The organism is Planktothrix sp. PCC 11201, assembly GCF_900009135.1.
Lineage (GTDB): Bacteria > Cyanobacteriota > Cyanobacteriia > Cyanobacteriales > Microcoleaceae > Planktothrix.
Map to the genome: position 1 here is coordinate 217,241 of NZ_LT797706.1, position 24,249 is coordinate 241,489.

Consider the following 24,249-nt stretch of genomic DNA (forward strand, 5'->3'; position numbering starts at 1 on the left):
CGTGGCTTTATTCCTGAGCGGAAAAGAGACTGAAGGGGTTTCAGTCGCCTACAAAATGCTCAAGTTGATCACAGCAACAAACCAACGACTGCACCGCTCATGAGTCGGTAGGCACTTTTGCATTGTTGATTAGCCTATCAAAATTAAGTAGATTATTTAGCACCCTTGGCACTCAGGGTTCCAATATTAATTGATTGATCACACAAATCTATTCTATCTTAAATATTGTTCGCAACAGCTTATTAAACCCGATATTAGCGGTTATATCAATTGGGGTCAACCCATCAAAAATCAAAAAAACCCAAAAGCCCAAACAACCATTAACCTCCCTAGCCTGATGTAGATAGCTAGAGAGGTTAATGGTGTAAAACTTGCTAGATTAGGAGCGATTGATCTGATTTGCTATATCTGTGAACATCGCCAGACTCGGCCCTGGCCGACGACGGGGGGTGGAGGCTTGGGGCATTAAATATTCCGTAGAAAAGTTCACCCCGGCAGGTGTTTTTACCTGGGGGTTAAGGGGGGCGGGTTCCTTAACTGGGGATGGTTGAGGGGGAGGAGGAGCAACGGTCGTGGTTTTTGGTTGAGATGCGGCTGGTTTTGCTGATGCTGCTTTGGCTTGGGGTGCTGGTTTAGACTCGGCTGGGGGTGCTTTTTTATCTTGAGCATCGCCAAACTCTAAATAATAGTCATCTTTTTTCTTGGAACCCAAAATTTTATTTAACATTATGCTTACTCCGTGGGTATTTTTAGGAAATTTAAAGCCTTAGCCCTGAATTCAGACTAGGGAAAAATGAAAGATTTGTCTACAAAAATTTACATATTGTTACATTTTGTTGAAATAAAACCACCGATTTCCCCAGGTTGAGGTAAAAAATTTCTCATCTGTTTGCATTTATTTACAGATTTCTCAGAATAGGAGTGAGCCGTTAATCAATAACCAGTTGGATGACTGTCCTCCAATTGCATCCAGAATCTCCCGTGATAGTCTAAGTTGGAACCAATATTCATCCAATTTTAAATCCCATGGATAACAGCACTCCTCGCAATCCGGTTTTATTGATTCACGGTATATTTGATACCAAAGCAATTTTTAAGACCATGACAACCCATCTAACTAAACGGGGATGGGAAATTCATAGTCTGAATTTGGTTCCCAATGACGGTCGATTTGGGTTAGAAACCTTGGCCAAGCAAGTTGCAGAGTATGTGACTCGAACCTTCCTCCCCGAACAACCGATTGATTTAATCGGGTTTAGTATGGGAGGAATTGTCAGTCGTTATTATCTCCAACGCTTGGGAGGCATTGAACGAGTTCAACGTCTGATCACGATCTCCTCCCCCCATCACGGAACCTTAACGGGATATCTTTACCCCACCCTAGCTGCATCTCAAATGCGTTCCAATAGTCCGTTTTTAGAAGACTTAAATCGGGATTTAGAAATCCTAGACTCGATCAATTTTACCTCAATTTGGACACCTTTAGATGGGATGATTGTCCCGGCCCAAAGTTCTCAAATGCCCATTGGTCAAGAATTCACGGTTAATGTTTTTCTTCATGCTTGGATGGTGACTGATCCCAAGAGTTTAGCATTAGTTGAGAAAGCCTTAAATTCACCCCTAAAAACCTTAACCCCTTCGGTGTCACCCGCTACCCTTTAAAGGTCTCCAACCTGGGCGTATTCGTTACAGCCAAATACGGCTTCGGGATGACAGTAATATTTGAATTCCAATAGATTATAAAAGGGATCTTCTAGGAAAAAAGTGCGATGTTCTGTGGGTAAACTCGGAAAACGGCGTTTGGGTTCTTGGTAAAATTTTAGGTGTTTTTTTTGGGCACGGTCTAAGAGGGTTTCCCAGTCCGTCTCGCAAGTAAAGATTAACCCAAAGTGTCGGGGATAAATCCCATTTTGGGGTGTGGGGGGTTCTTGACTCAGATGGGCGACAATTTGATGGCCGTAAAGGTTCATAATCATGGAATTACGGGTTTCTCGACCGATTTCGCAGCCTAACCCCTCCCCATAAAAGGCTTTAGTTTGTTCGATATTGTTCACGGGAAAGGCAAGATGGAATAATGTTTTATTCATGGTTTTGAGATCGAATTTATGATTTATGAATTAGTGTCGCTTAATCCTTGGTTATTTGCGATCGCTTTAAATACAGTTTTAATTAGTTTAGGGGTGATTGTCGCCAAAAAGTTATTAACCCCCGCCGGATGGATTCATGCTTGGATATTGGGAGTCCTGATTTGGGGATGTTTGGGTTGGCGGGGTTATTTGATTGTGGTGTTCTATTTTTTAGTGGGTTCGGGTGTAACCCGGATTGGCAAAACCCAAAAGGAAGCCGCGGGAATTGCGGAAAAACGCGGGGGAGCCCGGGGGCCAGAAAATGTCTGGGGTTCGGCGTTAACGGGGATGTTATGTGGGTTAGGGGTATTTTCCCTACAATTATTGTTTCCTGATGCAGTTGGAATACAATCTTGGATTCCACTATTATTATTAGGATACGTTGCTAGTTTTAGTACAAAATTATCCGACACCTGTGGCAGTGAAATTGGCAAAGCCTACGGGAAACAGACATTTTTAATTACTACCTTAAAACCCGTGCCTAAAGGTACGGAAGGGGCTGTAAGTTTGGAGGGAACTTTAGCTGGGGTGGTGGCTTCTATTGTCGTTTCTGTGTTAGCTTGGAGTATCGGTTTAATTGATATTTGGGGGATAATTTGGAGTGTGATGGCGGCGTTTATTGCCACTAATTTGGAAAGTGTAATTGGGGCAACCTTACAAACTAAATGGACATGGCTAACCAATGAAATTGTGAATTTTATTAATACTTTAATTGGGGCGATCACTGCGATATTTTTTGCTTATTTTTGGCAATTTTTATAATCAGCTTTAGGGGTGAACTTCACAGGATCAAGGGTAAAAATCAGACTCGCTAAAAAACCCATTTCTCAGACCTTATTGACTCAAATTGTTAGATTATGACGCTTATTGTTGCTGGAGAACGTAGTGGAGTTGGGAAAACAACAATTACACTAGCGATTTTATCCTATTTAAAGAAACACAATTATAATATCCAATCTTTTAAGGTTGGCCCCGATTATATTGATCCCATGTTTCATCACTATGTTACGGGTAAACCTTGTTATAATTTAGATTCGATTTTAACTTCAGAATCCTATATTAAAGCCTGTTATGATCAACATATTCAGACCTGCGATTATGGTTTAATTGAAGGAGTTATGGGTCTGTTTGATGGGATTCCTAATGGGGAAAAGGTTCCAATTGCTTCAACGGCTCAGATTGCCTTAATTCTTGATTTACCTGTGATTTTAGTCTTAGATTGTAGTCGATTATCCGGTTCTATTGCCGCGATCGCAATGGGGTTTAAAAACTTTAATCCTAATATAAAATTAGCGGGTTTGGTTTTAAATAAAGTGGGAAGCGATCGCCATTTAGAACTGTTAAAAGCTTTCTTAGAACCTCTGAATATTCCGATTATAGGAACGATTAAAAGACAAGAAAATATTGTGATTCCCGATCGCCATTTGGGGTTAATTCCCACGAATGAACTGCCTCAGATGGATTTATTCATTCAAGAGTTAGCTGAATTAGCCCAAACTTGGTTTGACTGGGAACAATTATTACCCTTATTAAAAAATACTCTAATTTCTGATCCTAGTCATCCAGTTAAGCAAGAAAATTCCATCCCTACCCTATGGGTTGAACATAGCTATCAACCAATTAGAATTGCGATCGCCAAAGATGCGGCATTTAATTTTTATTATGCTGATAATTTAGAGATTTTACAACAGTTGGGTGCGGAATTAATCGAATGGAGTCCTTTAAAAGATGATCAACTCCCGACCGATATTAAAGGATTATATTTTGGCGGGGGGTTTCCCGAGGTATTTGCTCAAGAATTAAGTCAAAATCAGTTAATTTTAAATGCAGTTAAAACCGCTATTTTATCAGGGATGCCGACCTATGCAGAATGTGGGGGGTTAATGTATTTGTGTGAAAAGATTATTGATTTTGAAAATAATGCTTGGTCAATGCTGGGAATATTACCGACCACTGCGGTTATGGGAAAACGCTTAAAATTAGGATATTATCAAGCAAAAGTCTTAAAAAATACGCCCTTATTATTAGAGGGAGAAATCATCACCGGACATGAATTCCATCGGTCTGAACTAATAGAAAATTCGTCTGATCCTGTGTATGAAATGCAGCGTTTTATGTCCTCACAAACCAACGCCCCCGTATTAGAAGGTTGGGGAAATTTTTCTAATGTTCATGGGTCTTATTTACATCTCCATTGGGGAAATAGGGTTGATATTCCTACGCGGTTTTTAAAGTCTTGTATAGAATTATAGGAGGGAGGATCACGGATTTAAGAGGATTTCGCGGATTTCACGGATTTTAATCTGTCCCCCAATCAAGTCGAGGGCAGGGTTAATCTGCGTAATCTTCTTAAATTCGTAATTCGTAATTCGTAATTACCCATTACCCAATTGACTTAACCTTTCTTGGAGAATTTCTGCTTGTTTTTCCGCTTCTGCTAAACTATTGCGGGTATTTTCTACAACTTCTGGTTCCGCACGGTTAACAAAATTTGGGTTATTCAAATTCCGTTGAAACCCTTGAATTTCTTTTTCTACTTTTGCTAATTTTTTCTGCAATTTCGTTTGAAATGCAGCTAAATCAACTACCCCCGCTAAGGGCATTAATACCTGTACAGTTCCCACCACTCCGGCAATAGTTTGACCTTCATTTCCGGTTAACTGTTCGGTAATGGTTAATTCTTCAACTTTCCCTAACTCTTGAATATAGGTTTGTCCTCGTTTCAAGATTTGCTGTTCTTTAATGCTTTCACTTTGCAGAATCGCATTAACCTTAACTTTAGGTTTAATATCCGCTTCCGCGCGTAAATTTCGGACGGTACGAATGGCCCCAATAATTAACTCAAAATCCGCCTCTAGTTTCGGATCAATAATGCTGATAATTTCACTGGATTGCTCTTGACTAATCGGGGAATAAATGTTAGGAGTTTCAATGTTTTTATCTGCTTTTTGACTTCCGATAAATTCTGTTTTCAACTCCTGTAAAATCTTCCCAAGTTCCTCCCGTTGAGATGCTTTCAGCAAATAGCGATACACAAACCAACCGGAATATCCCATCCCAATTAATTCAAAAATTGTAGATAATAAGGGTAACTCATTAATCGCATTTAACGCGGCAACAAAACATTTAATTGTTAAAAAGGCAACAAAGAATAGACCCGTCAGAATTAGCGGTTTTTGATATTGTTTAAAGAAACCTCCTAAAACCTCCGGTAATTCAAACAAAATTGTAATGGATTGACCTAAAATTGAATCAGGATCATTCACAAACTTTCCTAACCGTTGCACTTCTAGGTCTAATACATGATCTTCTACTACCACCGGATAGGGTTGCAACGCTAAACAAGATTCTTCTCCCGTTTGGGTTAAACTATGCCATATTTCTTCGGTAATATGGGGCATAAACGGATGGAGAAGTTTTAAAATCCCTTCTAAAACATAAGCTAAAGTTTGTTGGGAAACCTGACGAGAGGCGTTATTTTCTCCTTGTAAACGGGGTTTAGCTAATTCAATATACCAATCACAAAAATCTCCCCAAATAAACTCATAAATGCCTTTAGCCGCTTCACCAATACCGTAATTATCCATATCCTCACGGGTTTGTTTGACGGTTTGGTTAAAGCGAGATAAAATCCATTTATCACTCAGTTCTAATTGATTAATATTGGGTTCTCCTAACTGTTTGGGAGATTTTCCGTCTAAATTCATCATCACAAACCGAGAAGCATTCCAGAGTTTATTGGCAAAATTTCGAGACGCTTCAACAGATGCAGATTCGTCGGTTTCTCGATTATATTCTAAGCGAATATCCTGCCCTGCCCCGATGACTTCTTTCATTAAGGTAAACCGCACCGCATCGGTTCCGTATTTATCAATCAATAATAACGGATCAATACCGTTTCCGGCGGATTTTGACATTTTCTTGCCGTTTTCATCCCGAATTAACCCATGAATATAAACGGTTTTGAAAGGCATTTTATCGGTAAAATATGCCCCCATCATCGTCATCCGGGCAACCCAGAAAAAGATAATATCAAACCCCGTTGACAGGGTACTGGTGGGATAATATTTACTTAAATCCAAAGTTTCTTCCGGCCATCCCAAGGTGGAAAACGGCCATAAACCGGAAGAAAACCAAGTATCCAAAACATCAGGATCTTGTTCTAAAATTACAGTTTCTCCGAATTTGGCGATCGCTTTTTCCCTGGCTTCCGCTTCATTTCTGCCGACAACAAATGGCGTGTTATCGGTAATTTTACCGCCCGTTTCACTAACCGCATACCAAGCCGGAATTTGATGTCCCCACCACAATTGTCGAGAAATACACCAATCATCTAATTTCACTAACCAATCTCGATAAACCTTTGTCCAACGGTCAGGAACAAAGACAGGAGCATCCTGATTATCTAAACAATTTAATGCCTTATCTGCCAGAGGACGAATTTTAACAAACCATTGGGTTGATAATAGCGGTTCTACCGGAACTTTACCGCGATCGCTATAGGGAACCGTATGTTTATAGTCTTCAATTTTAACTAAAAATCCCTTATCTTTCAGGAATTGAATCAGATTTTTTCGCGCTACAAATCGATCCTGTCCGGCGAAGGGCCCGGCATTTTCATTCAGAGAACCATCCTGATTCATAATATTAATCATCGGCAGTTGATGCCGTTGACCCATTTGAAAATCATTCGGGTCATGGGCCGGAGTTACCTTAACACAACCCGTGCCAAAATTCGGATCAACAAAATCATCCCCAATAATCGGAATTTCCCGTTTAATAATCGGTAAAATCACCGTTTTTCCAATTAAATCTTTATAGCGAATATCCTTGGGATTGACTGCCACCGCCGTATCCCCTAACATCGTTTCCGGTCGGGTGGTTGCCACTTCCACATAACCCGTACCATCGGTTAAAGGATAGCGAAAATGCCATAAATTCCCATCAACTTCCTTATTTTCAACTTCTAAATCCGATACCGCCGATTGACTCGCTGGACACCAATTAACTAAATATTTACCCCGATAAATTAACCCATCTTCATATAGTCTAATAAAAGCTTCTAATACTGCTTTTGATAACCCTTCATCCAGGGTAAATCGTTCCCGCGTCCAGTCACAAGAAACCCCCAACCGTCGCAACTGATTAACAATAGTTCCGCCGGATTCTTGTTTCCATTCCCAAGCTCGTTGTAAAAATTTTTCTCGCCCTAAATCGTCGCGGGTTTTTCCTTCAGCTTTAAGTTGTCGTTCTAAAATTGTTTGGACTGCAATACTGGCGTGATCCATCCCTGGCAAATACAAAGCGTTATGACCCTTCATCCGGTGATATCGAATCAGGGCATCAATCAGGGAGTTATTAAAGGCATGACCGATATGGAGATTTCCCGTAACGTTGGGCGGGGGAATCATAATACAATAGGGTTCCCCGGGTTGGTTCGGGTCAGCTTTAAACACCTGATGGGCTTCCCAATACTCTTGCCATTTGGCTTCGGTACTAAAGGGTTCGTATTTTGTGGCTTGGGTTGGGGTCGTTGCAGTCATGGGTTTCGACAAGTTGGGCAATTTTAGACAATCTTTTCTATTCTGCCATATTTGGGGTTGAGGGCTGCTCTTTGATCCTAGAAATGCTGAACAGTATAGGTTTGAGCGATCTTAATTTTTTTTTGAAAAAGGGGTTGACATTCCCAGAAAAAGCGAGTACATTAGTAAATTGTGAGAGGCAAGCGGAACACAAACGACTGCAAACCTCAAACCCAGGTAAAAGTTTGTAGAGCTTTCCTGGTGCCTATGGCTCAGTGGAACCACTCCGATCCATCTCGAACTCGGAAGTGAAACGCTGACACGGCGAAGATACTTGGAGGGTAGCCTCCTGGGAAAATAGCTCGGTGCCAGGTTAATAATCAAAAACCCCCTTCTAGTGATAAATCAGAAGGGGGTTTTTGTATGAATGGGTTTTTATTATTTTTGTACTTGGTAATGATTAGCATTATTACTGCCACCCCCATCACACTTAGCTAAAATTGAATTAGCATCAGGATAGAGGGCTTTTCCATAATCATAATAATTCCACCAATGTTTAAGAGCTTCACAAGCAAATTCACTGGTATCTTTACTATTGCCTAATGTTACATATCCTCGGTTTTTTTGAGTATCGTAAATGCCATGGGGAATAACTTTTCCATGACCTAAGCTCCAAAAATCATGATCTAAAGTAGTAACAGGCTCGGTTGTATACAGAGTACCTGGACGATATAAATTTCCTAGAACTTCCTTCTTTTTAGTATCAAAACTAATAATAGGATTAGATGATATAACTAATTCCTCCCCAGCCCAATTTTTGAGCCTCTATTGCTGCATATCTTCTTTTATCTTTTTCTGATAAAGAGTTATAAAACTTCTTCATTTCTTCTTGAATTAAACTAGAATAAAACATGGGTTTTCGGGTCAAGCTGTGTAATTCAATCGAAAAATCTGTTGCCAGGTTCTCTCGATTTTTGTAAAATCTACCATCAGTGGCTATACTTCATTATATCTAATAATTCATCAAGTTATTACTTTCCCATTCCTAAATACCTCAGTCAAGAACTTAAATATCCGTCTTTGAAGCTCAAATTTATTGAGCTTTAAAATTGATGAATTGAGACTAATTTAATCAGGTTGTGTGGCGATTCTCTGAGCTAAAACGCCGAAAATCGCCCGATTTTCTATGCGCTATATATAGCGTAATTGCGTAAGTCCTGTTGTATTCAGATTTGTCGTCAACTGATTGAGCAGGAGCCAGAACAGGTAGAAGCCTATGGATTGATGGCCCGGGCTTTATACCATCAAGGAGAAATTGCCCCCGCCTTGGCTGTTTATGAACAACTGCGAAAACTTCAGCCAGAAGATCCGGATATCTACGGGATTTTAGGGGATATCTATGCAGAACAGGAGCAATGGGACACTGCCATTGAATATTACCAAACGGCAGTTCAGTTAAACCCGAAATTGACTTCAGTTCAAGAAGCATTGGGGGATATCTGGTCGCATCAAGGGCAGTGCCGAAAGGCGATCGCTTGTTATCAGCAAGTGCTGGAGAGGTCGCCTGAGTTATGGGAAGTGCATCATAAATTGGGTGATGTCCTCTGGCAGCAGGGGGAACTAGAAGCAGCCGTTGGAGCATATCGACAGGCTGCGGAGTTATCACAAGTGCCTTAATTTAATCCTTCGTAATTGTCTCAAGTAATAGTTATGGTTATTCAGCAACAACCCTCAAGTCTTTCTGATCGTCCCCAGGTGTCTTCTATGGTTAAAAGTCGTCGCTCTGTTTCTCCGGCTGAACCGCCCTATCGGTTGGCCCAGGCTTTAGTGGAGCAAGAAAAATGGCAAGAAGCGATCGCAGCCTATCAGCAAGCGTTGATAATAACACCCACTTGGGTTGAGGTGCAACGGGAGTTAGGGGGTTTGTTCCTGAAGTTGGAACTCTGGGATGAGGCTGTGGAGGTTTATGAAACAGCGATCAGCTTGCGGTCGGATGTAGCTGAGGTTTATCATAATTTAGGGGAAGTTCTGCTCAAGTTGCAACGTTGGGAAGGTGCGGTTTCAGCCTATCAAAAAGCCATTGAGTTGAATCCTGAGTTTTCTTGGTCTTATAATAATTTAGGGGATGGGTTGCGGGAGTTGCAACGCTGGGACGAGGCAACACAGGCTTATCAAAAAGCGATTGAATTGAAACCAGATTTTGCTTTATCTCATCATAATTTAGGGAATGTTTTAGTTAAAAAAGAAGATTGGGAAGAAGCGATCGCAGCTTATCAAAAAGCGATTAATTTAGATCCAAATTTTGCTTGGTCTTATTATAACTTAGCGGAAGTATTAGTGAAGTCTGAGCGCTGGGAAGAATCGATTATAGCTTATAAAAAAGCCATTGAATATGGTGATTTTTCTGAAGCTCATAAAAAACTGAATAAAATTTCAAATAAAGTCAAGCAAGAAAAAACTGAAATATTAAACCCAAATTCAAAGAGTTCTATTACCTTAATGAAGGCTTTCTTTGATGAAAAATGGTATTTAGACACTTATCCTGAAGCCAAAAAACTGATTGATGAAAATTCAAAATTTACATCCTTTAGTTATTATATTAATTTTGGCATAAAAAAAAGACATTCTCCTCATAAAAATTTTGATGAAGAATGGTATATTAATTTTTACCAAGATATTAAGTTAGCCATTGAAAAAGGTTGCATTTTATGTGGCTTTGAGCATTATTTACTCAGTGGTCGTGTTGAAGGAAGATTACCTAAACCCGATTTACAGTCTACTTCAGAATTAAAATATCCATTGATCACTAAACCTGTCGCTATTGAAAATCTATGCTACCTAGAGCAAAAACTTAAAAAACATGATGTTATTGTAAAATCTGAACCTGAATCCAGAGTTAATATATTAGTACCTACTCTAGACATGGATATTGTCTATGGAGGCTATATTGCTCTCTTACAGATGATTCGTCGGTTAATCGAAGAAAAATTCAAAGTTAGATTAATGATTTGTGACGATGAGGAATGTAATATAGATTTATTTAGACTGAGCTTATCTCGCAGTAAACCTTACCTATTTTCTACAATAAATCAATGTGAGATTATCAATATTACCTCCAAAAAAGATAAAGTATTGATTACCACCCGTGATCGATTTATTGCTTATGATGCTTGGACATCAATGATAGCGTCTCATCTTGCCTCTTTTACAAACTTAAAAAAACACTTTTTTTTAATTCAAGAGTATGAAGCTATTTTTCACCAAAATAATTCATTTAAAGCATTGGTAGATAGTGCTTATAGATTACCTCATATCGCAATTTTTAATACTCAAGTTTTAGCGAATTTCTTTGAAAATGAAAATTTAGGTATCTTTTCTGGTTTATTAGAAAAAGACTACATCGTTTTTGAACACGCACTTGGTAAATTGTCTCCGCCTACTTTAGAAACTTTAGAATCCAAGAAAAGAAAATCATTATTATTTTATGCTAGACCAGAAGCTCATGCATCTCGAAATTTGTTTGAAATTGGAATTTTAGGGTTAAGAAAGGCAGTTGAAAATGGAGTTATTGACTCGACTTGGAACTTGGATGGCGTTGGAACTTTGGGCAAATCTTATCTATTAGAATTAGGGAATAATCTGACCATTAAAATCTTTAGTAAGATTCCTCAAAACGAATATGAGAAAATTTTACAGACCTATGATGTAGGGCTGAGTCTAATGTATGCTCCCCATCCGAGTATACTTCCTTTTGAAATGGTCAAAGCAGGTCTTATTGTTGTTACTAATGTTTATGGAGATCGTAACTTTGATACTTTACATCAAATCTCATCTAATATTGTTCCTTGCTTTGCTGATGTAGAAAGTGTCGCATCTGCTATTGAGCTTGCCGTCAATAAATCTAAAGATTTTAAATTCAGAATTCAAAACTCCAAGCTCAATTGGAGTTCAAATTGGAATGAGACTTTTGACAAAAAATTCTTTGAGTTATTTAAGAGGTTTATATGGTAAGCTACATATCGATTCATATTCCTAAAACAGCAGGAACGACTCTGGGTTATCTTTTAGATTATGGTACCTCCCGCCGAATTTTGTGGGATTATTGCCCTGATTATAGTAATGCACTCTTAAAACCTCAAGAAAAAGAATATTTACTCAAACACAAGGAATTTATCGAAAAACAGTTTGATGTGATTCATGGTCATTTCTATTATTCTAAATACAGTTGGTTATTTCCTAATGCGAAATATATTACCTGTGTTCGTCATCCAGTCGCAAGAGTAATTTCACATTTTCAGCATATAATGAATGAGAAAAACGAACAAGACTATTTATATCAAGCTGTTAAAAGTAATCAAATAGATATCATTGATTTTGCTTCTATTTACGATATTGGTAATGCTCATACTGTTCATTTAAAAGGACAATCGATTCAAGATTATGATTTTATATTTATTAATGAAAGATTTGATGAATCATTTTATCTATTTCAAAAAAAATTCAACTTTCAACGTCAGGATGAATATATGAATAAAAATACAATACCTTTTATTAATAAAAGTGAAAACAGAAACATAAAAAAACTAGAGTTTAGTAACGATATTATCCAAGAAATTTATAAAAGAACAGTTGATGACAATGAAATTTATAAAGAATCGATTTTAATATTTGAAGAAATAATGAAAGATTTCTAGTTTTTTATAATTCAAACTTACAAAACATAAATTACCTATGAATATGAAAAAAAAGTGTTTTTTTTACGCTAACTGTCAACAGGGGATTTTGATAAAATATTTACAAGAATCTCAAGAGTTTATTAATAAATATGAGATTAAAATGATTGGTGGGTTAGTTCACGAATTTTTACAAGGAGAGAAAAAACTTGATGATAACTATTTGAAAGAGGCAGATCTCTTTATTTATCAGCCCGTCCGAGAAAAACATGGTTTTCTGAGTTATGAAGCTGTAAAAAATAGGCTAAAGCCTGATTGCTTTTGTATTTCGTTTCCATCACTTTACTTTACAGGTTATCACCCTCAATACTATCCTAACCCTAAAATAAAAACCAATCATGTTTATCCTTTTGGAATGATATATCATGGAGATCGTAATATTGATAAATTTCTAGCTCAAGGTTATAGCCAAGAAGAGTTAATAAAGCGTATTTGTGATGAAGATTTTTATCAAGAAGCAGAATTAGTTGATCATGTTCATAGTACCTTAGAAGAACTTAGAAGTCGAGAAAATGGCTTAACTATTAAAGTTGCCGATTTTATAGGATCAAATTATCAATATGATTATCTATTTTATACTCACAATCACCCCTCTGACATTTTAGGGATTTATGTTGTCAATCAAATATTATCTGTTCTAAATATGCCTTCCATCAAGACAGAAATTATCAATGCCAAAAATGGTGTACTAGATGAACAACAACTTCCCATTTATCCAAGTGTTATTAAACATTTAAAACTCAAATTTATTTCAGATCAAGATACTTACAAAAATAGTGTTTTTTGTACTGATACGATGACTTTCCAAGAATATGTAGAAGCATATATAAATTTTTATCAAAATATTGATAATCCTAGCAGTGCAATCTATCAACATCATCTTTCAATAGCACTAGAAAATCAAAATGATTGGGAAGCTGCTCTTATTGCTCAATGTAGTGCAGTTATCATTGATAATAATCGAGCTTATCTATTTGATAGATTGGCTAAAATATTCCTTCAAAAGCAACGATTAGAAAATGCTATTTTTGCTTATGAAAAAGCTATAAATATTAACAAAGAATGGATAAAATTTCATGAGATGTTGGCTTACATTTATATCAACAAAGGAGATCAAGAAAAGCAAAACGAAAATTTAGATAAAGCAATAATTTTTTATAAAAAGAGCATTCAATATTATCAAAGTTGCCTAGATTATAAAAATAAAATTTTTGGAGCTTTAAAAACCGATAATATTATGGTTGATATTCATGTCAAAATAGCAGATTCTTTATTGATTCAACAAGAAATTGATGAAGCCAAAAGTTATTATCAAAAAGCAATAGATCTTAATCCTAATTGTGATGGAGCTTACATAGGGCTAGGTCATGTACTGGAAAATCAAGAATTATATAAAGATGCAGCACAGTGCTATCGACAAGCAATTAAAATTTCCTCCCTAAAACTTGGATAATACCAATTTCATATCTAAACTAAAAAGGGAACATATTGTAATGCACCATGGACAACAATTAAAAGCATTTTATTGCGCCCTTGTTTGGATTGTGGTAAAATCATTTACTTTACAAGATAATCTGGACAATTATATACAGGAATAATCACACTTACCCTTGGTGTTGATTCAGAGTTGTTCATCATGCTTAGGTGTACCATACAAATAATGATCGTGTTGATCTAATTTTTAATAATTTAATGGTTTGTTGCAACCATAAGTAATCGTCGCTTTGATACAATTCTTGAAGTTTGTTTTTAGTTGAACTTGTCATATTTTTTAATTTTCCTATAAATTGTCACTAATTATTTGCGATCGCATCCCCTAATTCCTTTATTCTAATCTATAATTGAGAGAATATTCATCTGTTCCACTAGATACAATCAGTATCTAAGGAGATATTCATGAAAGCAGAGTTAACGGCTATCATTGAAACAGCAAAGGAAGGAGGATACTGGGCTATTTGTCCTGAAATACCTGGGGCTAATGGTCAGGGGGAAACTATAGAGGAAGCTAAAGAAAGCTTAAAAATGGCTATTCAACTAATTTTTGAAGATCATTTGGCAGATATTCGCACCGGGGCTACCAGAAGACGCTATTGAAGCAACCATCTTAATCCATGAAACATAAGTTATCCATTTTTTTTAGGAGATCAAACATGATTGCTGTTACTCAAGTTAGACCTCAAATCACCCTAGAGGAGTTTTTAGAATATCCTGAAACCAAACCCTATAGTGAATATATTAACGGAAAAATAGAACAAAAACCCATGCCCCAAGGACAACATAGTGTTTTACAAGGTCGTTTAGTTACAGCGATTAACCAAGTGGGATTACCTCAAAAATTAGCCCATGCTTTTCCTGAGTTGCGGTGTACTTTTGGCGGTCGTTCTCTTGTCCCTGATATCAGTATCTTAACTTGGGAGCGCATTCCTAAAACTGAACAAGGGAGAATTGCAAATCGTTTTGAAGTTTATCCCGATTGGGTAATCGAGATTTTATCTCCTGAACAATCTGCGAATAAAGTGATCAGAAAAATCATATTTTGTCTTAATCAAGGAACACAGTTAGGATGGTTAATTGATCCCGAAGATGAATCGGTAATGATATTTCAGCCTAATTTATTTCCAGAAGTTAAAATAGATGAAGAAATTTTGCCTGTTTTAGATCATCTTAAAGACCTACAATTGTCAGTAAAAGAAATGTTTACTTGGTTAAGTATTGAATAATCGTCAAGCCCTTGTCGTGTCTTCACTGGCTAGGATATACAGTTTGACTGCTGAACAGCTTACACTGACTCTAGGCATTAAAATCACTATTTGTCAATACGTTTTAGATTATTTAGGGGATACCAGCTATCCTTTAATAATTGTTCAAAAGAATAGGGACAAATAGCCGGAAATATACTTTTAGATAAACCCGTTTTTTGACTAACAAAACTCACGGCAATATTATAAATAGAATCTAATTCTGGAATTAGCTTATTTTTTAAGCTAGTCGTTAGTTCATGAGTTAAATCATCTCGAAAGGTAATGATTTCTGCTTGCCAATGCCGATAATTTCGCTCATACTCTTGCTCCCAGTATTCCAACAAGAGAAGATGAATAATAATCTGCCTTAAAAGACTTCTGACTTTGTTGAATTGACTTCTTCCCAAACTTTCTAACTCCTCAATTAAATTTTCTATATCTAAATTTTTAAAATCTTTTGTTTTTAATAATTTAATAGTTTGTTGCAACCATAAGTAATCGTCGCTTTGATACAATGCTTGCAGTCTATTGTTCGTTGAACTTGTCATATTTTTAATTTTCCCATAAATTGTTAGGCTGCTCGCGCATTGATAAGCTGTTCAGCATCTAATACAACTCATTATAACTTATAACATTTTGAAAGAATAGCGATCGCCTACTATCAATGTTCAATATATTACTATAAACAAATATTGATAATTTTAATATTAGGAATACTAAATTCGTCGTCAAATTTCGGAAATGAGAAAAAAATATGCTATGATCTGAGCCTGAATTAATCATGAGTTCAAAAAAAGTATGTTAAAATTTGGTGGGTATGGAAAGTCTCAAAGCAAGTTTTTATATTTACTCATTGCTAGTATTGTTTTTCCCGTCCTAGCTGTCAGTTCTTTCAATATTGTTAATTCTCGCCAATATTTGATTGATTCAGTGATTCGTTCCATGAAGAATGATTCACAAAATAGCGGAGCAACTATCAATCTTTTTTTGGATAATTTCAAGTCTGATATCCTATATTTAAGCGAAACTCCACCCATTCAAGGAATTGTGAGATCTAGAGAGAATAAAGGCATTGATCCCGAAGACAAATCTACCTATGAAAGCTGGAATAATCGCCTAATCATTATTTTTACATCTTTCCTGAACAATAGACCCTATTATGATCAACTACGTTATATTGATGAAAAGGGCAATGAATTGGTAAGGATCAAGGTCATCAACAATCAAGTTAAAGTGATGCCATCTGATCAGTTAAGGAATGTATCTTCATCGGAATACTTTTCTAAAACTTTACAATTAAAATCGGGAGAAATTTATGTATCTCCGATTAATTTGAGTCGAGAAAATGATCAAATTGAAGTTCCTTATAAACCGATTATTCGTTATGGTACTCCCATTTATAATCGGGCGGGGGAAAAACGAGGAATGCTAATTGCCAATATTTTAGTTGAGAGGTTGTTTGAAATTGCGGATAACCATAACTTGACTTTAGAAATGCAGCAACAGTTTTTTGTGATTAATCAAGATGGATATTATTTAAGAAATCCGGTTGCAGACAAGCAATGGGGGTTTGAATTCAATAATAATAATAATAATTTAAGAAATGACTACCCAGAAGCTATTGTTAATCAACTGATGTCGGGAGAAAGCGGTTTAGTGACGGACAGTGTTGACTATATCATGACTTACAATACCATCTTTCCTAATCAAGTGACTCGGGAAAATCCCTTTATTTTATTATATCAAACCCCTAAATCCGTGGTTTTAGAACCCATTAATAACTTTATTCGAGTTGCGGTGATTGTTACCCTGGTTGTTGGGGTCATTTTTGTAGTTTTTGGAATTATTTTATTCAAAAAATTAGTCAATTCTATACTAGAAGTTGTTGCCGTAGTCACAGCTTTTTCCAGTCAAATTTTTTCCACTATTAATCAACAGGAACGGATTGCCAATCAACAATTATCTTCCGTTCAAGAAACCAATGTTACCATGGATGAACTCAGCGCTTCCTCCCAACAATCGGCGCAACAAGCAGAAGGGGCGGTTTTTGGGGCAAAACAAGCCCTAGAGAGGGTCGAACAGGGAACCCTTGCCATTCAAAAAGCCCTACAAGAATTAGAAACCCTAAAAGTTAAAGTTGAATCCATTGCCGAAAAAATCCTACAGTTAAGTGAACAAACCCATCAAATTGGGAGCGTTTCGGATGTGGTCAGTGATTTATCCAATCAAACGAATATGTTAGCTTTAAATGCCGCCGTTGAAGCGGTACGGGCCGGAGAACATGGTAAAGGATTTGCTGTCGTGGCTTCGGAAATCAGAAAACTCTCGGATGCGAGTCAAAAATCGAGCCAAAAAATTAATACTTTAGTGAATGATATTCAACGGATGATTCAAACAACTGTTGTTGTCACTGAGGAAGGAACTAAAAAGGTGGAATCGGGGGTACATATTGCCCACCAAACCGCTCAAATTTTTTCAGATGTAGCCAAGTCTATTGAACAAATTGTTCAAAGTAGTCAACAGATTGCTTTAACTTCAACTCAACAAGCTTTAGCCATTGGGCAAGTGAATCAAGCCATGAATAATTTAACATCTGGAGCTAATGAAACCGCCAAAGGAATTAGTCAAATTAAAATCGGTGGTGAAAAACTGAATGAATCCACTCAAAACTTAAAGGAAATTTTATAATCAGGTCTCCTAGCCCCACCAGTAATCAGGCTTATTGCCTATTCCCTATTTTGCTGTTTTCTCTTTCAATCCCAGGTGAATTAATTCATCCTGTTGAAAAACAAAGCAATGAATTTCTGGGTTATTGGTATCCGGCACTAGATAATAGAAATCTTCGTTAGCCCCCCGGAAAGATTCTAAAGCCTGTTTAAGTGTTTCTAGGTTTTGAGATTGTTTAAAGCTATCTAAAACTCTTTGAAGTTCATCTTGACCGTTTAGTGTCTCAATGTCTTTAAATTCTTCAAATTCAATCTCACTCTGTTGATAAATATTATGGATGATTTCGTCCATTGATGGAAGTTCATAATTTTCGGCTATATATTTAAGGATGTAGTCAATATCAGGAAACCAATACTGAATCTTTTTAAACTTCATGATTGTGATTTCAAAAACCTCTCCTTCACTATTATTTTTATTCAACTTTAAATGATCAAACAACTCATCGAAGTTACAGAAATATCTATCAAGGTCATCACAGTAAATTTGTATTTCATCCCATCCCAAGAACTTGCTCATTATTTATTCATTGATTTTATTAATTTCAGACTCAGAAGGAATAAAAGATTTCACCAAAACCATCATCAAATCTAAATCCAAAGGTTTACTTAAATACGCCGAAGCACCCGCATCTAAACAGCGTTCTCGGTCGCCGGACATTGCCATGGCTGTTAAAGCAATAATAGGAACAGATTGCCAGATAGAATGGGCTTTTAATTGACGCATTAATTCTAACCCATCGACCTCGGGTAATTGTACATCCATTAAAATTAAATTAGGAAGTGTTGTTTCCGTGACCAGGGGAGACTGAATGGCATCTAACATCGTCTGACCATTACTAATTAATTCGACTCGATATCCCTCTAATTCTAAAACTTCCGAAACCAATAATTGATTAAAGGGTTGGTCTTCCACCACTAAAATTCTAGGGGAATTTTCAGAATCAGGCTTAGGATCTTTTAAAGATTCAGATAGTTTTTGTAAGGATAAATCGCAGGATTCAGGATTTAAACTGAGTTCTTCTCGCATTTCCGTTAACGGCAACCAAGCCCGAAATAAACTACCTTGATTCACTATTGAATTAATGGAAACTGTTCCCCCATGTAACTCCGCCAATCGTTTAACTAAAGCTAATCCTAATCCCGTACCTTCATGGCGTCGTGTGAGGGAAGAATCGACCTGTTGAAAGGGACGAAACAACAAATGCCACCGGTCTTCTGGGATGCCAATTCCTGAGTCTTGAACCTCTAAACAAAGATAGGGTGTACTGGCATTTACCGGAGAACAATCGGGTCGATAATCCTGAATCATTTGGCTGCCATAGGCTAAAAATCCACTTAATTTAATACTTCCGGCTTCCGGTGTAAATTTAACCGCATTGGAGAGTAAATTAATAATAATTTGGCGTACCCGTCGTTCATCTAAAAACGCATGATGCACACGATAATCTAATTCTACAGACATTTTTAACCGCTTTTTATCAGCCCGAGGCTGCATCATTTTTAAACATTCATTACAGAGGCGGTGAATATCCACCGATTGTAAATCTAATTCGGTTTTACCCGCTTCAATTTTGGATAAATCTAAAATATCATTAATCAGTTGTAATAAATGTTGACCGCTTTTTTCAATCAGTTGTAAATGGTTGAGTTGACGTTCATTTAAAGGGCCGCCAATTTGACGTTTGAGCAAGTCAGAAAAGCCTAAAATACTATTCAGGGGAGTTCTCAATTCATGGGACATTGAGGCTAAAAATTCAGATTTAAGTTGAGAAGCGCGTTCTAAATCTTCATTAATTTGTTGTAGACGGTCTTGAGCTTGTACCCGTTCAATCGAGGCTCCCAGGGTTCGGCAAGCCGCATTTAACATATCCCGTTGAGGATATTCTTGTAAACGATCTAAATCCCGAGATTCTAAGGTTAATACACCAATAATATTGCCATTCGTTGCCGGAATTGGAAAGATTCCTAACCGACCTAATCCCGGTTCTCGAAATCTGGGAACAGATTTAGGATGTTGGGCATAATTGTCAACAAATAAAGGTTCCCCCGTTTCGACCACATCCCATAATAAACCTTGACCATAGGGAATTCCCTGGTCTAAAACTTCCCGCATGGAAGCAACAGCAGGTTCTCCATAGGTGGCAATAAATTGACCGGAAATTCGATTGATCAGGACTCCCGCTTGGCGATTTTTTCCCTCTCCAGAAATAACTTTCACATCTCCAAAAGCTGCATCCATCACCGAGACTAAATAATTTAAGGCAAACTGGGCAATCTCTTGTAAATTATCCGAGTTTTGTAGGCGTTCATTTAATCCTAATAAAAATCTGAGTCGGCGGACTTCTGTATTTAAGCTGGCTTGGGAATTGCGATAATAGGTAATATCTCGAAAGGTAAATAATCGACTGCCATTAGAGGATAATCGGCTTTCAATTTCCAGACAAACTCGGTTATTTTGTTCGATGCAAAAGGATAAATTATCAATCTCGACTTGTTCTAAACAATTTTGCAGTTGTTGACAGTGTTTTGCTTCCCAATACCCTTGTAATAAAATTTGATCAATCAGTGCAGACAGAGACGGTTTTTGGTTGAGAAATTCTGGAGATAATCCCCAAATATCGGCTAATTTTTGATTGAATAGGATTAATTGGTGAGTATGATTGAATAGAGCGATCGCATTATCAATTTGATTTAAAATCAACGACCGTTCTTCCCGCACCTGTTGGACATCCAGGCTAAATTGTTCATTGTTGGTACTTATCGGTTCCGTCATAGTATTTTTTTTGGGAAAAAACAGGTGAAAAGGGGTTGAATTCAACTCAATTAATGAATCTTAACAAATTTCTCAGATATCTCAATCATTAGTTTCGAGATCTCGGTTAGCCTTAGACGCCCCCTTCCTTGAGACAGAAAATCAAGACTTAAATGGCCAAAATCGCCAACTTTTGTAATTTTTGATATAAAATCAAATTTATGTGAAGATTTGTTTAGAATAACCGACACCCATTTAGAGAGGAGAAAACACTGTGGCTTTTGAACTTCCCGCCTTACCCTTCGCCGACGATGCCTTAGAATCAAGCAAAATGTCGGCCAAGACCTTTTCCTTCCATCATGGTAAGCACCACGCGGCTTATGTCACAAACCTGAATAAGCTGGTTGAGGGGACAGGACTAGCGGATAAATCCCTAGAAGAAATTATCAAAGCAACCGCCAACGACCCTAACAAAGCTGGAATTTTCAACAATGCGGCCCAGGTCTGGAATCATACTTTCTTCTGGAATAGTCTGAAAGCCGGTGGCGGTGGCCAACCCACAGGTGCTTTAGCCGAAAAAATTAATGCTGACTTTGGTAGCTTTGACAAGTTTATCGAAGAATTCAAAGCCGCCGCGACGACTCAATTCGGTAGTGGTTGGGCTTGGTTAGTATTAGACAATGGCACTCTGAAAGTTACCAAAACCGCTAATGCCGGAACTCCTATTGTGGATGGAGCTACTCCGTTATTAACTTTGGATGTTTGGGAACACGCCTATTATTTAGACTTCCAAAATGCCAGACCCGCTTACATTGAAAACTTCCTAAATCAATTGGTGAACTGGGATTTTGTGGCTGCAAACTTCGCTGCTGCATAATTGAGCATTCTTTCTGAAATAGATTGAACCAACAGCAAGACAGTCATTCTATTTTTAGGACTGTCTTGTTTTTTTATTATCCCAATGGATTAAAAATTTAACCATGAATAGTCAAGATCTTGCCCGATATATTGAAAGTACCAATGGTATTTCTAAGTCTTGGTTATTAGTACAATTGCGGTTAAAAAAACTAGAAGAACGCCGTTCGGAAATTTCCCAGGAAGAATATATTCAAGAGTTAGCCCAACTGCATCAAGAATTAATGAATTTAGGGGAGTGGTGGTTAGGAATAGAAGATGAGGTTTTTAGTTGAAATTTATTAAAGAGTTTGTTGTTGGGCTTTAGCCCCTCCTCCAGCCCCTATAAACAAAAAAGTTTAATTTTTACAACCTTTATTCATTTGTAAATAATCGAAAATAGGATAATTAATATTATTCATTAATATCGACGGGGAAACCGCAGGTTGATCTAATTGAGGTAAAGAGAGTATAGCCTGTTCGATGGGAATAGCAAAAGCTAATTCCACCATTTTTTCTCGGAGTTGGGGACTGGGTAAAGAACCATCTTGATAAATATAGGGATCTCCCCAAAGAGGATAGGCGTGCATTCCATTAATTCCAATCACTTTTCCTTGAATATTTAATAACGGCCCCCCACTCATGCCCTTTTGAATCGGATTAGTATAACCGATTTTATAGCCCTGTTGAATTGCTTTTTTAGATAATAAAGAAACCCGACCTCTGGTTAAATTAAATCCTAATTTTGGTAAAAATTCCGGTTCATTTAGTTGGAAAAACTTAGAAGGAAGTGGTTTATGATTAATCCTTAAATTCAAAGTATTTTTAGGGTAAATAGATCTATTATTAATTTCGATAATATCCGGTGAATCTGACCGTTCCACCCAAGGAAAACCCGCCCCAAAAACCTTATCCCCGGGCTGAAGTAGGTTAGAATATTCGAGATTAGCGATCGCATAAATCTTCAGACTTTCAAACTGTAATAACGCTAAATCCTGTCCTGAAAACTGAAAATTTGAAATGGGATTAGCCGAATAAACCTGACCATCAGGGGTTTGAATGGAATAAGGCGGATCACTCGGGGTTAAAATATGTTGATTCGTCAAAACAGTATAAATATTTCCCTGTTTTCTCACTAAAATTCCTGACCCCCAAGCCGAACCTGATAAAATTTTAACTGTAATGCTTTGTGCAATTATTTGCAATTGTTTAGGGGTACAAACTTGACAGGAATTTTGCCCGCAAAAAGTTTCCGATTTGATCGAGAAATGGATCGAACTTCCAGCCCTAACCTGCAAAGATGACGACTTAAAAAATAGATCAGAAAAAACAAATATTGGCAGGGTTAAAAAACAACTACCAATACTCGTAATTCTTGTAATTTTTAGAAAACTTAGAAATCGATTAACCATGATAACTTGAATCAAAATCAATTTATTTTTTGTTCAAGACTATCAATTCAATTGAACCGAATCGCTGACAGAAATACTACCTTGATGCCGAATATATTGACTCAGATCTAAATACAATCGACCATTACTTTCTTCCAAAGGCCCAGCACTGGCATTCGCCCTCAGATCAAATAACTGTTGTAAAGTACGATTAGCATTTTGATTCGGTTTCAACGTAAATAAAATCCCCAAACAAGGCCCATCTTGAGCATTAGAAACACAGATAACAGGTTGATTATTCACCCGTCCCGTGGTGACATAATTTAATAGACCCCGCTTCTGAAACTGTTGGAATTTAGAAGACACTTGACGACAACGAGTTTCAGGAACATAACCCGCATCATCAAATATTCGAGAAACCCAACGAATTACAGGGAAAGTTCCCCTGGTATTTTTAACAAATGTAGTCGGAATTCCATCAGAACTCAGATCACAATAAAACTCCTGTCTAATAGTTTCAGCATACTGATGATCAGGGATTTTAACCTGACGAGATTCACAGGTAATCAAGTTACCAAAATTACAGGAACTATTTGTAGATAATTCCTGTCCGTGACTAGCAGAAGTTAATCCCAAAAAAGTGCTAAAAGCGATCGCACCAATTTGTAAACCTTTCCCAAAAACAGAGTTTTTCATAAATTTATTCCCAATCATTTTTGATAGTTTAATCCTTCCAATTCACCCCCAAACGTTTGAGATAATCCCAACCCCTTTGGGGCCAAACATGAGGACGCCCCGTTTTTTCAGCGATCCATTCGGCCACCTTCGGGCCAGACCAAGAGCCACCATCCGGTGCTGGCCCCCGTAAGGCTTGCATAAGTTCCTGTTGTTGTCCTGAAGTGAGCAAAGATTTAGCGATGGGGGGTTGGCGCTCCCGGCTGCGATTCTTCACAGAACTTGGCCCCTCGCGGTTGTAGCGCCGGATAATTTCTTTGGCATAGTCGTAATTTAACCCCACCACTTCAGCCGATTGTTTAATTGTCCAATCCCCCGCCACAAGGCAAAGCAAATGCCATCGACGGGCCTCTGTCGTGTCTCGTGATTGACGATAGCGAGCTTTCAGGTCATCGGGCGTTAGGTAGGGTTCAATGTGCGCTTTAGGTGGCATTCCTCCGATTCAGCATCAGGAAAGTTGGTTAGTCTATCTGATGGTTTTAAGGGTTTTCCGGATCAAAGCCAGAATTTCTCAGAATTACGAATGGGTAATGGGTAATGGGTAATGGGTAATGGGTGATATTCAGCGAGCGAGGACGCTCCCCCTGCCTCCCCTGCCTCCCCTGCCTCCCCTGCCTCCCCTGCCCCCC

The 24,249-nt window shown here is 37.6% G+C and carries 23 protein-coding genes and 1 rRNA gene; 13 read left to right on the plus strand and 11 right to left on the minus strand.

Going from position 1 to position 24,249, the window contains the following annotated elements; all coding sequences use genetic code 11:
- Positions 1–379: 379 nt before the first annotated feature.
- Positions 380–727: a hypothetical protein gene (locus PL11201_RS18160; RefSeq protein ID WP_079680294.1), complete on the minus strand. Its 348-nt coding sequence runs from the start codon at positions 725–727 to the stop codon at positions 380–382.
- A 299-nt stretch (positions 728–1,026) separates the two neighbouring features.
- Between PL11201_RS18160 and PL11201_RS18165 the strand changes: the two genes are divergently transcribed.
- Positions 1,027–1,662: an esterase/lipase family protein gene (locus tag PL11201_RS18165; RefSeq protein WP_079680295.1), complete on the plus strand. Its 636-nt coding sequence runs from the start codon at positions 1,027–1,029 to the stop codon at positions 1,660–1,662.
- On the opposite strand, the gene PL11201_RS18170 is transcribed toward PL11201_RS18165, so the two are convergent.
- The gene (locus PL11201_RS18170; protein WP_079680296.1) at positions 1,659–2,087 is read right to left on the minus strand and encodes a VOC family protein; all 429 of its coding nucleotides are present in this window, start codon (positions 2,085–2,087) and stop codon (positions 1,659–1,661) included. The genes PL11201_RS18165 and PL11201_RS18170 overlap by 4 nt on opposite strands.
- Positions 2,088–2,105: 18 nt before the next feature.
- Between PL11201_RS18170 and PL11201_RS18175 the strand changes: the two genes are divergently transcribed.
- Both PL11201_RS18175 and PL11201_RS18180 read left to right on the plus strand, forming a co-directional pair.
- On the plus strand, positions 2,106–2,888 hold the full coding sequence (locus tag PL11201_RS18175) for a TIGR00297 family protein (protein WP_079680297.1): 783 nt from the start codon (positions 2,106–2,108) through the stop codon (positions 2,886–2,888).
- A gap of 95 nt (positions 2,889–2,983) precedes the next feature.
- Positions 2,984–4,378 (plus strand): cobyrinate a,c-diamide synthase, encoded by a 1,395-nt coding sequence (locus PL11201_RS18180; RefSeq protein ID WP_079680298.1) that lies wholly within the window; start codon positions 2,984–2,986, stop codon positions 4,376–4,378.
- A gap of 123 nt (positions 4,379–4,501) precedes the next feature.
- Here the strand turns inward: PL11201_RS18180 and PL11201_RS18185 are convergent, their stop codons facing one another.
- Positions 4,502–7,669, minus strand: a complete 3,168-nt coding sequence (locus tag PL11201_RS18185) for a valine--tRNA ligase (protein WP_079680299.1) — start codon at positions 7,667–7,669, stop codon at positions 4,502–4,504.
- A 236-nt stretch (positions 7,670–7,905) separates the two neighbouring features.
- On the opposite strand from PL11201_RS18185, the gene rrf reads away from it, so the two are divergent.
- Positions 7,906–8,022: ribosomal RNA gene (gene rrf, locus PL11201_RS18190) — 5S ribosomal RNA — on the plus strand.
- Between the two features lie 64 nt (positions 8,023–8,086).
- Here rrf and PL11201_RS18195 read toward each other — a convergent pair.
- The gene (locus tag PL11201_RS18195; protein WP_339394369.1) at positions 8,087–8,440 is read right to left on the minus strand and encodes an ISAzo13-like element transposase-related protein; all 354 of its coding nucleotides are present in this window, start codon (positions 8,438–8,440) and stop codon (positions 8,087–8,089) included.
- Positions 8,430–8,561 (minus strand): hypothetical protein, encoded by a 132-nt coding sequence (locus PL11201_RS27370; protein WP_255377596.1) that lies wholly within the window; start codon positions 8,559–8,561, stop codon positions 8,430–8,432. The genes PL11201_RS18195 and PL11201_RS27370 overlap by 11 nt, the downstream gene beginning before the upstream one ends.
- 293 nt (positions 8,562–8,854) lie before the next feature.
- On the opposite strand from PL11201_RS27370, the gene PL11201_RS18200 reads away from it, so the two are divergent.
- The 6 genes from PL11201_RS18200 to PL11201_RS18225 all read left to right on the plus strand — a co-directional run bounded on the left by PL11201_RS18200 (position 8,855) and on the right by PL11201_RS18225 (position 15,101).
- Complete coding sequence (locus PL11201_RS18200; protein ID WP_079680300.1) at positions 8,855–9,325, plus strand: tetratricopeptide repeat protein; 471 nt, start codon at positions 8,855–8,857, stop codon at positions 9,323–9,325.
- Positions 9,326–9,460: 135 nt separating this feature from the next.
- Entirely contained in the window at positions 9,461–11,659 is a 2,199-nt protein-coding gene (locus tag PL11201_RS18205) for a tetratricopeptide repeat protein (RefSeq protein WP_159451557.1), read from the plus strand.
- The gene (locus PL11201_RS18210; RefSeq protein ID WP_079680302.1) at positions 11,653–12,342 is read left to right on the plus strand and encodes a sulfotransferase family 2 domain-containing protein; all 690 of its coding nucleotides are present in this window, start codon (positions 11,653–11,655) and stop codon (positions 12,340–12,342) included. The genes PL11201_RS18205 and PL11201_RS18210 overlap by 7 nt, the downstream gene beginning before the upstream one ends.
- Positions 12,343–12,379: 37 nt before the next feature.
- Positions 12,380–13,834 carry a WcbI family polysaccharide biosynthesis putative acetyltransferase gene (locus PL11201_RS18215; RefSeq protein WP_079680303.1) on the plus strand — a complete coding sequence of 485 codons (1,455 nt, stop codon included), beginning with the start codon at positions 12,380–12,382 and terminating at the stop codon, positions 13,832–13,834.
- 443 nt (positions 13,835–14,277) lie between these two features.
- Positions 14,278–14,475 (plus strand): type II toxin-antitoxin system HicB family antitoxin, encoded by a 198-nt coding sequence (locus tag PL11201_RS18220; RefSeq protein WP_079680304.1) that lies wholly within the window; start codon positions 14,278–14,280, stop codon positions 14,473–14,475.
- A gap of 56 nt (positions 14,476–14,531) precedes the next feature.
- Positions 14,532–15,101 carry a Uma2 family endonuclease gene (locus tag PL11201_RS18225; protein ID WP_079680305.1) on the plus strand — a complete coding sequence of 190 codons (570 nt, stop codon included), beginning with the start codon at positions 14,532–14,534 and terminating at the stop codon, positions 15,099–15,101.
- A gap of 86 nt (positions 15,102–15,187) precedes the next feature.
- Here PL11201_RS18225 and PL11201_RS18230 read toward each other — a convergent pair whose 3' ends face one another.
- Positions 15,188–15,670 carry a DUF29 domain-containing protein gene (locus PL11201_RS18230; RefSeq protein ID WP_079680306.1) on the minus strand — a complete coding sequence of 161 codons (483 nt, stop codon included), beginning with the start codon at positions 15,668–15,670 and terminating at the stop codon, positions 15,188–15,190.
- Positions 15,671–15,920: 250 nt separating this feature from the next.
- On the opposite strand from PL11201_RS18230, the gene PL11201_RS18235 reads away from it, so the two are divergent.
- Positions 15,921–17,810: a methyl-accepting chemotaxis protein gene (locus PL11201_RS18235; RefSeq protein ID WP_079680307.1), complete on the plus strand. Its 1,890-nt coding sequence runs from the start codon at positions 15,921–15,923 to the stop codon at positions 17,808–17,810.
- A gap of 45 nt (positions 17,811–17,855) precedes the next feature.
- Here the strand turns inward: PL11201_RS18235 and PL11201_RS18240 are convergent, their stop codons facing one another.
- A complete protein-coding gene (locus PL11201_RS18240; RefSeq protein WP_144017814.1) occupies positions 17,856–18,353 on the minus strand; it encodes a hypothetical protein in 498 nt (165 codons plus the stop codon).
- Between the two features lie 15 nt (positions 18,354–18,368).
- Positions 18,369–20,621 (minus strand): hybrid sensor histidine kinase/response regulator, encoded by a 2,253-nt coding sequence (locus PL11201_RS18245; protein ID WP_234996760.1) that lies wholly within the window; start codon positions 20,619–20,621, stop codon positions 18,369–18,371.
- Positions 20,622–20,874: 253 nt separating this feature from the next.
- Here PL11201_RS18245 and PL11201_RS18250 point away from each other — a divergent pair, with 253 nt between their 5' ends.
- Together PL11201_RS18250 and PL11201_RS18255 are read left to right on the plus strand one after the other, a co-directional pair.
- A complete protein-coding gene (locus PL11201_RS18250; RefSeq protein ID WP_079680309.1) occupies positions 20,875–21,477 on the plus strand; it encodes a superoxide dismutase in 603 nt (200 codons plus the stop codon).
- Between the two features lie 103 nt (positions 21,478–21,580).
- A complete protein-coding gene (locus tag PL11201_RS18255) occupies positions 21,581–21,790 on the plus strand; it encodes a hypothetical protein (RefSeq protein ID WP_079680310.1) in 210 nt (69 codons plus the stop codon).
- Between the two features lie 63 nt (positions 21,791–21,853).
- Here PL11201_RS18255 and PL11201_RS18260 read toward each other — a convergent pair whose 3' ends face one another.
- The 3 genes from PL11201_RS18260 to PL11201_RS18270 form a co-directional block, all read right to left on the minus strand.
- Positions 21,854–22,699 (minus strand): S1 family peptidase, encoded by an 846-nt coding sequence (locus PL11201_RS18260; protein ID WP_159451558.1) that lies wholly within the window; start codon positions 22,697–22,699, stop codon positions 21,854–21,856.
- A gap of 249 nt (positions 22,700–22,948) precedes the next feature.
- On the minus strand, positions 22,949–23,581 hold the full coding sequence (locus PL11201_RS18265) for a COP23 domain-containing protein (RefSeq protein WP_079680340.1): 633 nt from the start codon (positions 23,579–23,581) through the stop codon (positions 22,949–22,951).
- Between the two features lie 28 nt (positions 23,582–23,609).
- Entirely contained in the window at positions 23,610–24,053 is a 444-nt protein-coding gene (locus PL11201_RS18270; RefSeq protein ID WP_079680312.1) for a helix-turn-helix domain-containing protein, read from the minus strand.
- Positions 24,054–24,249 lie beyond the last annotated feature (196 nt).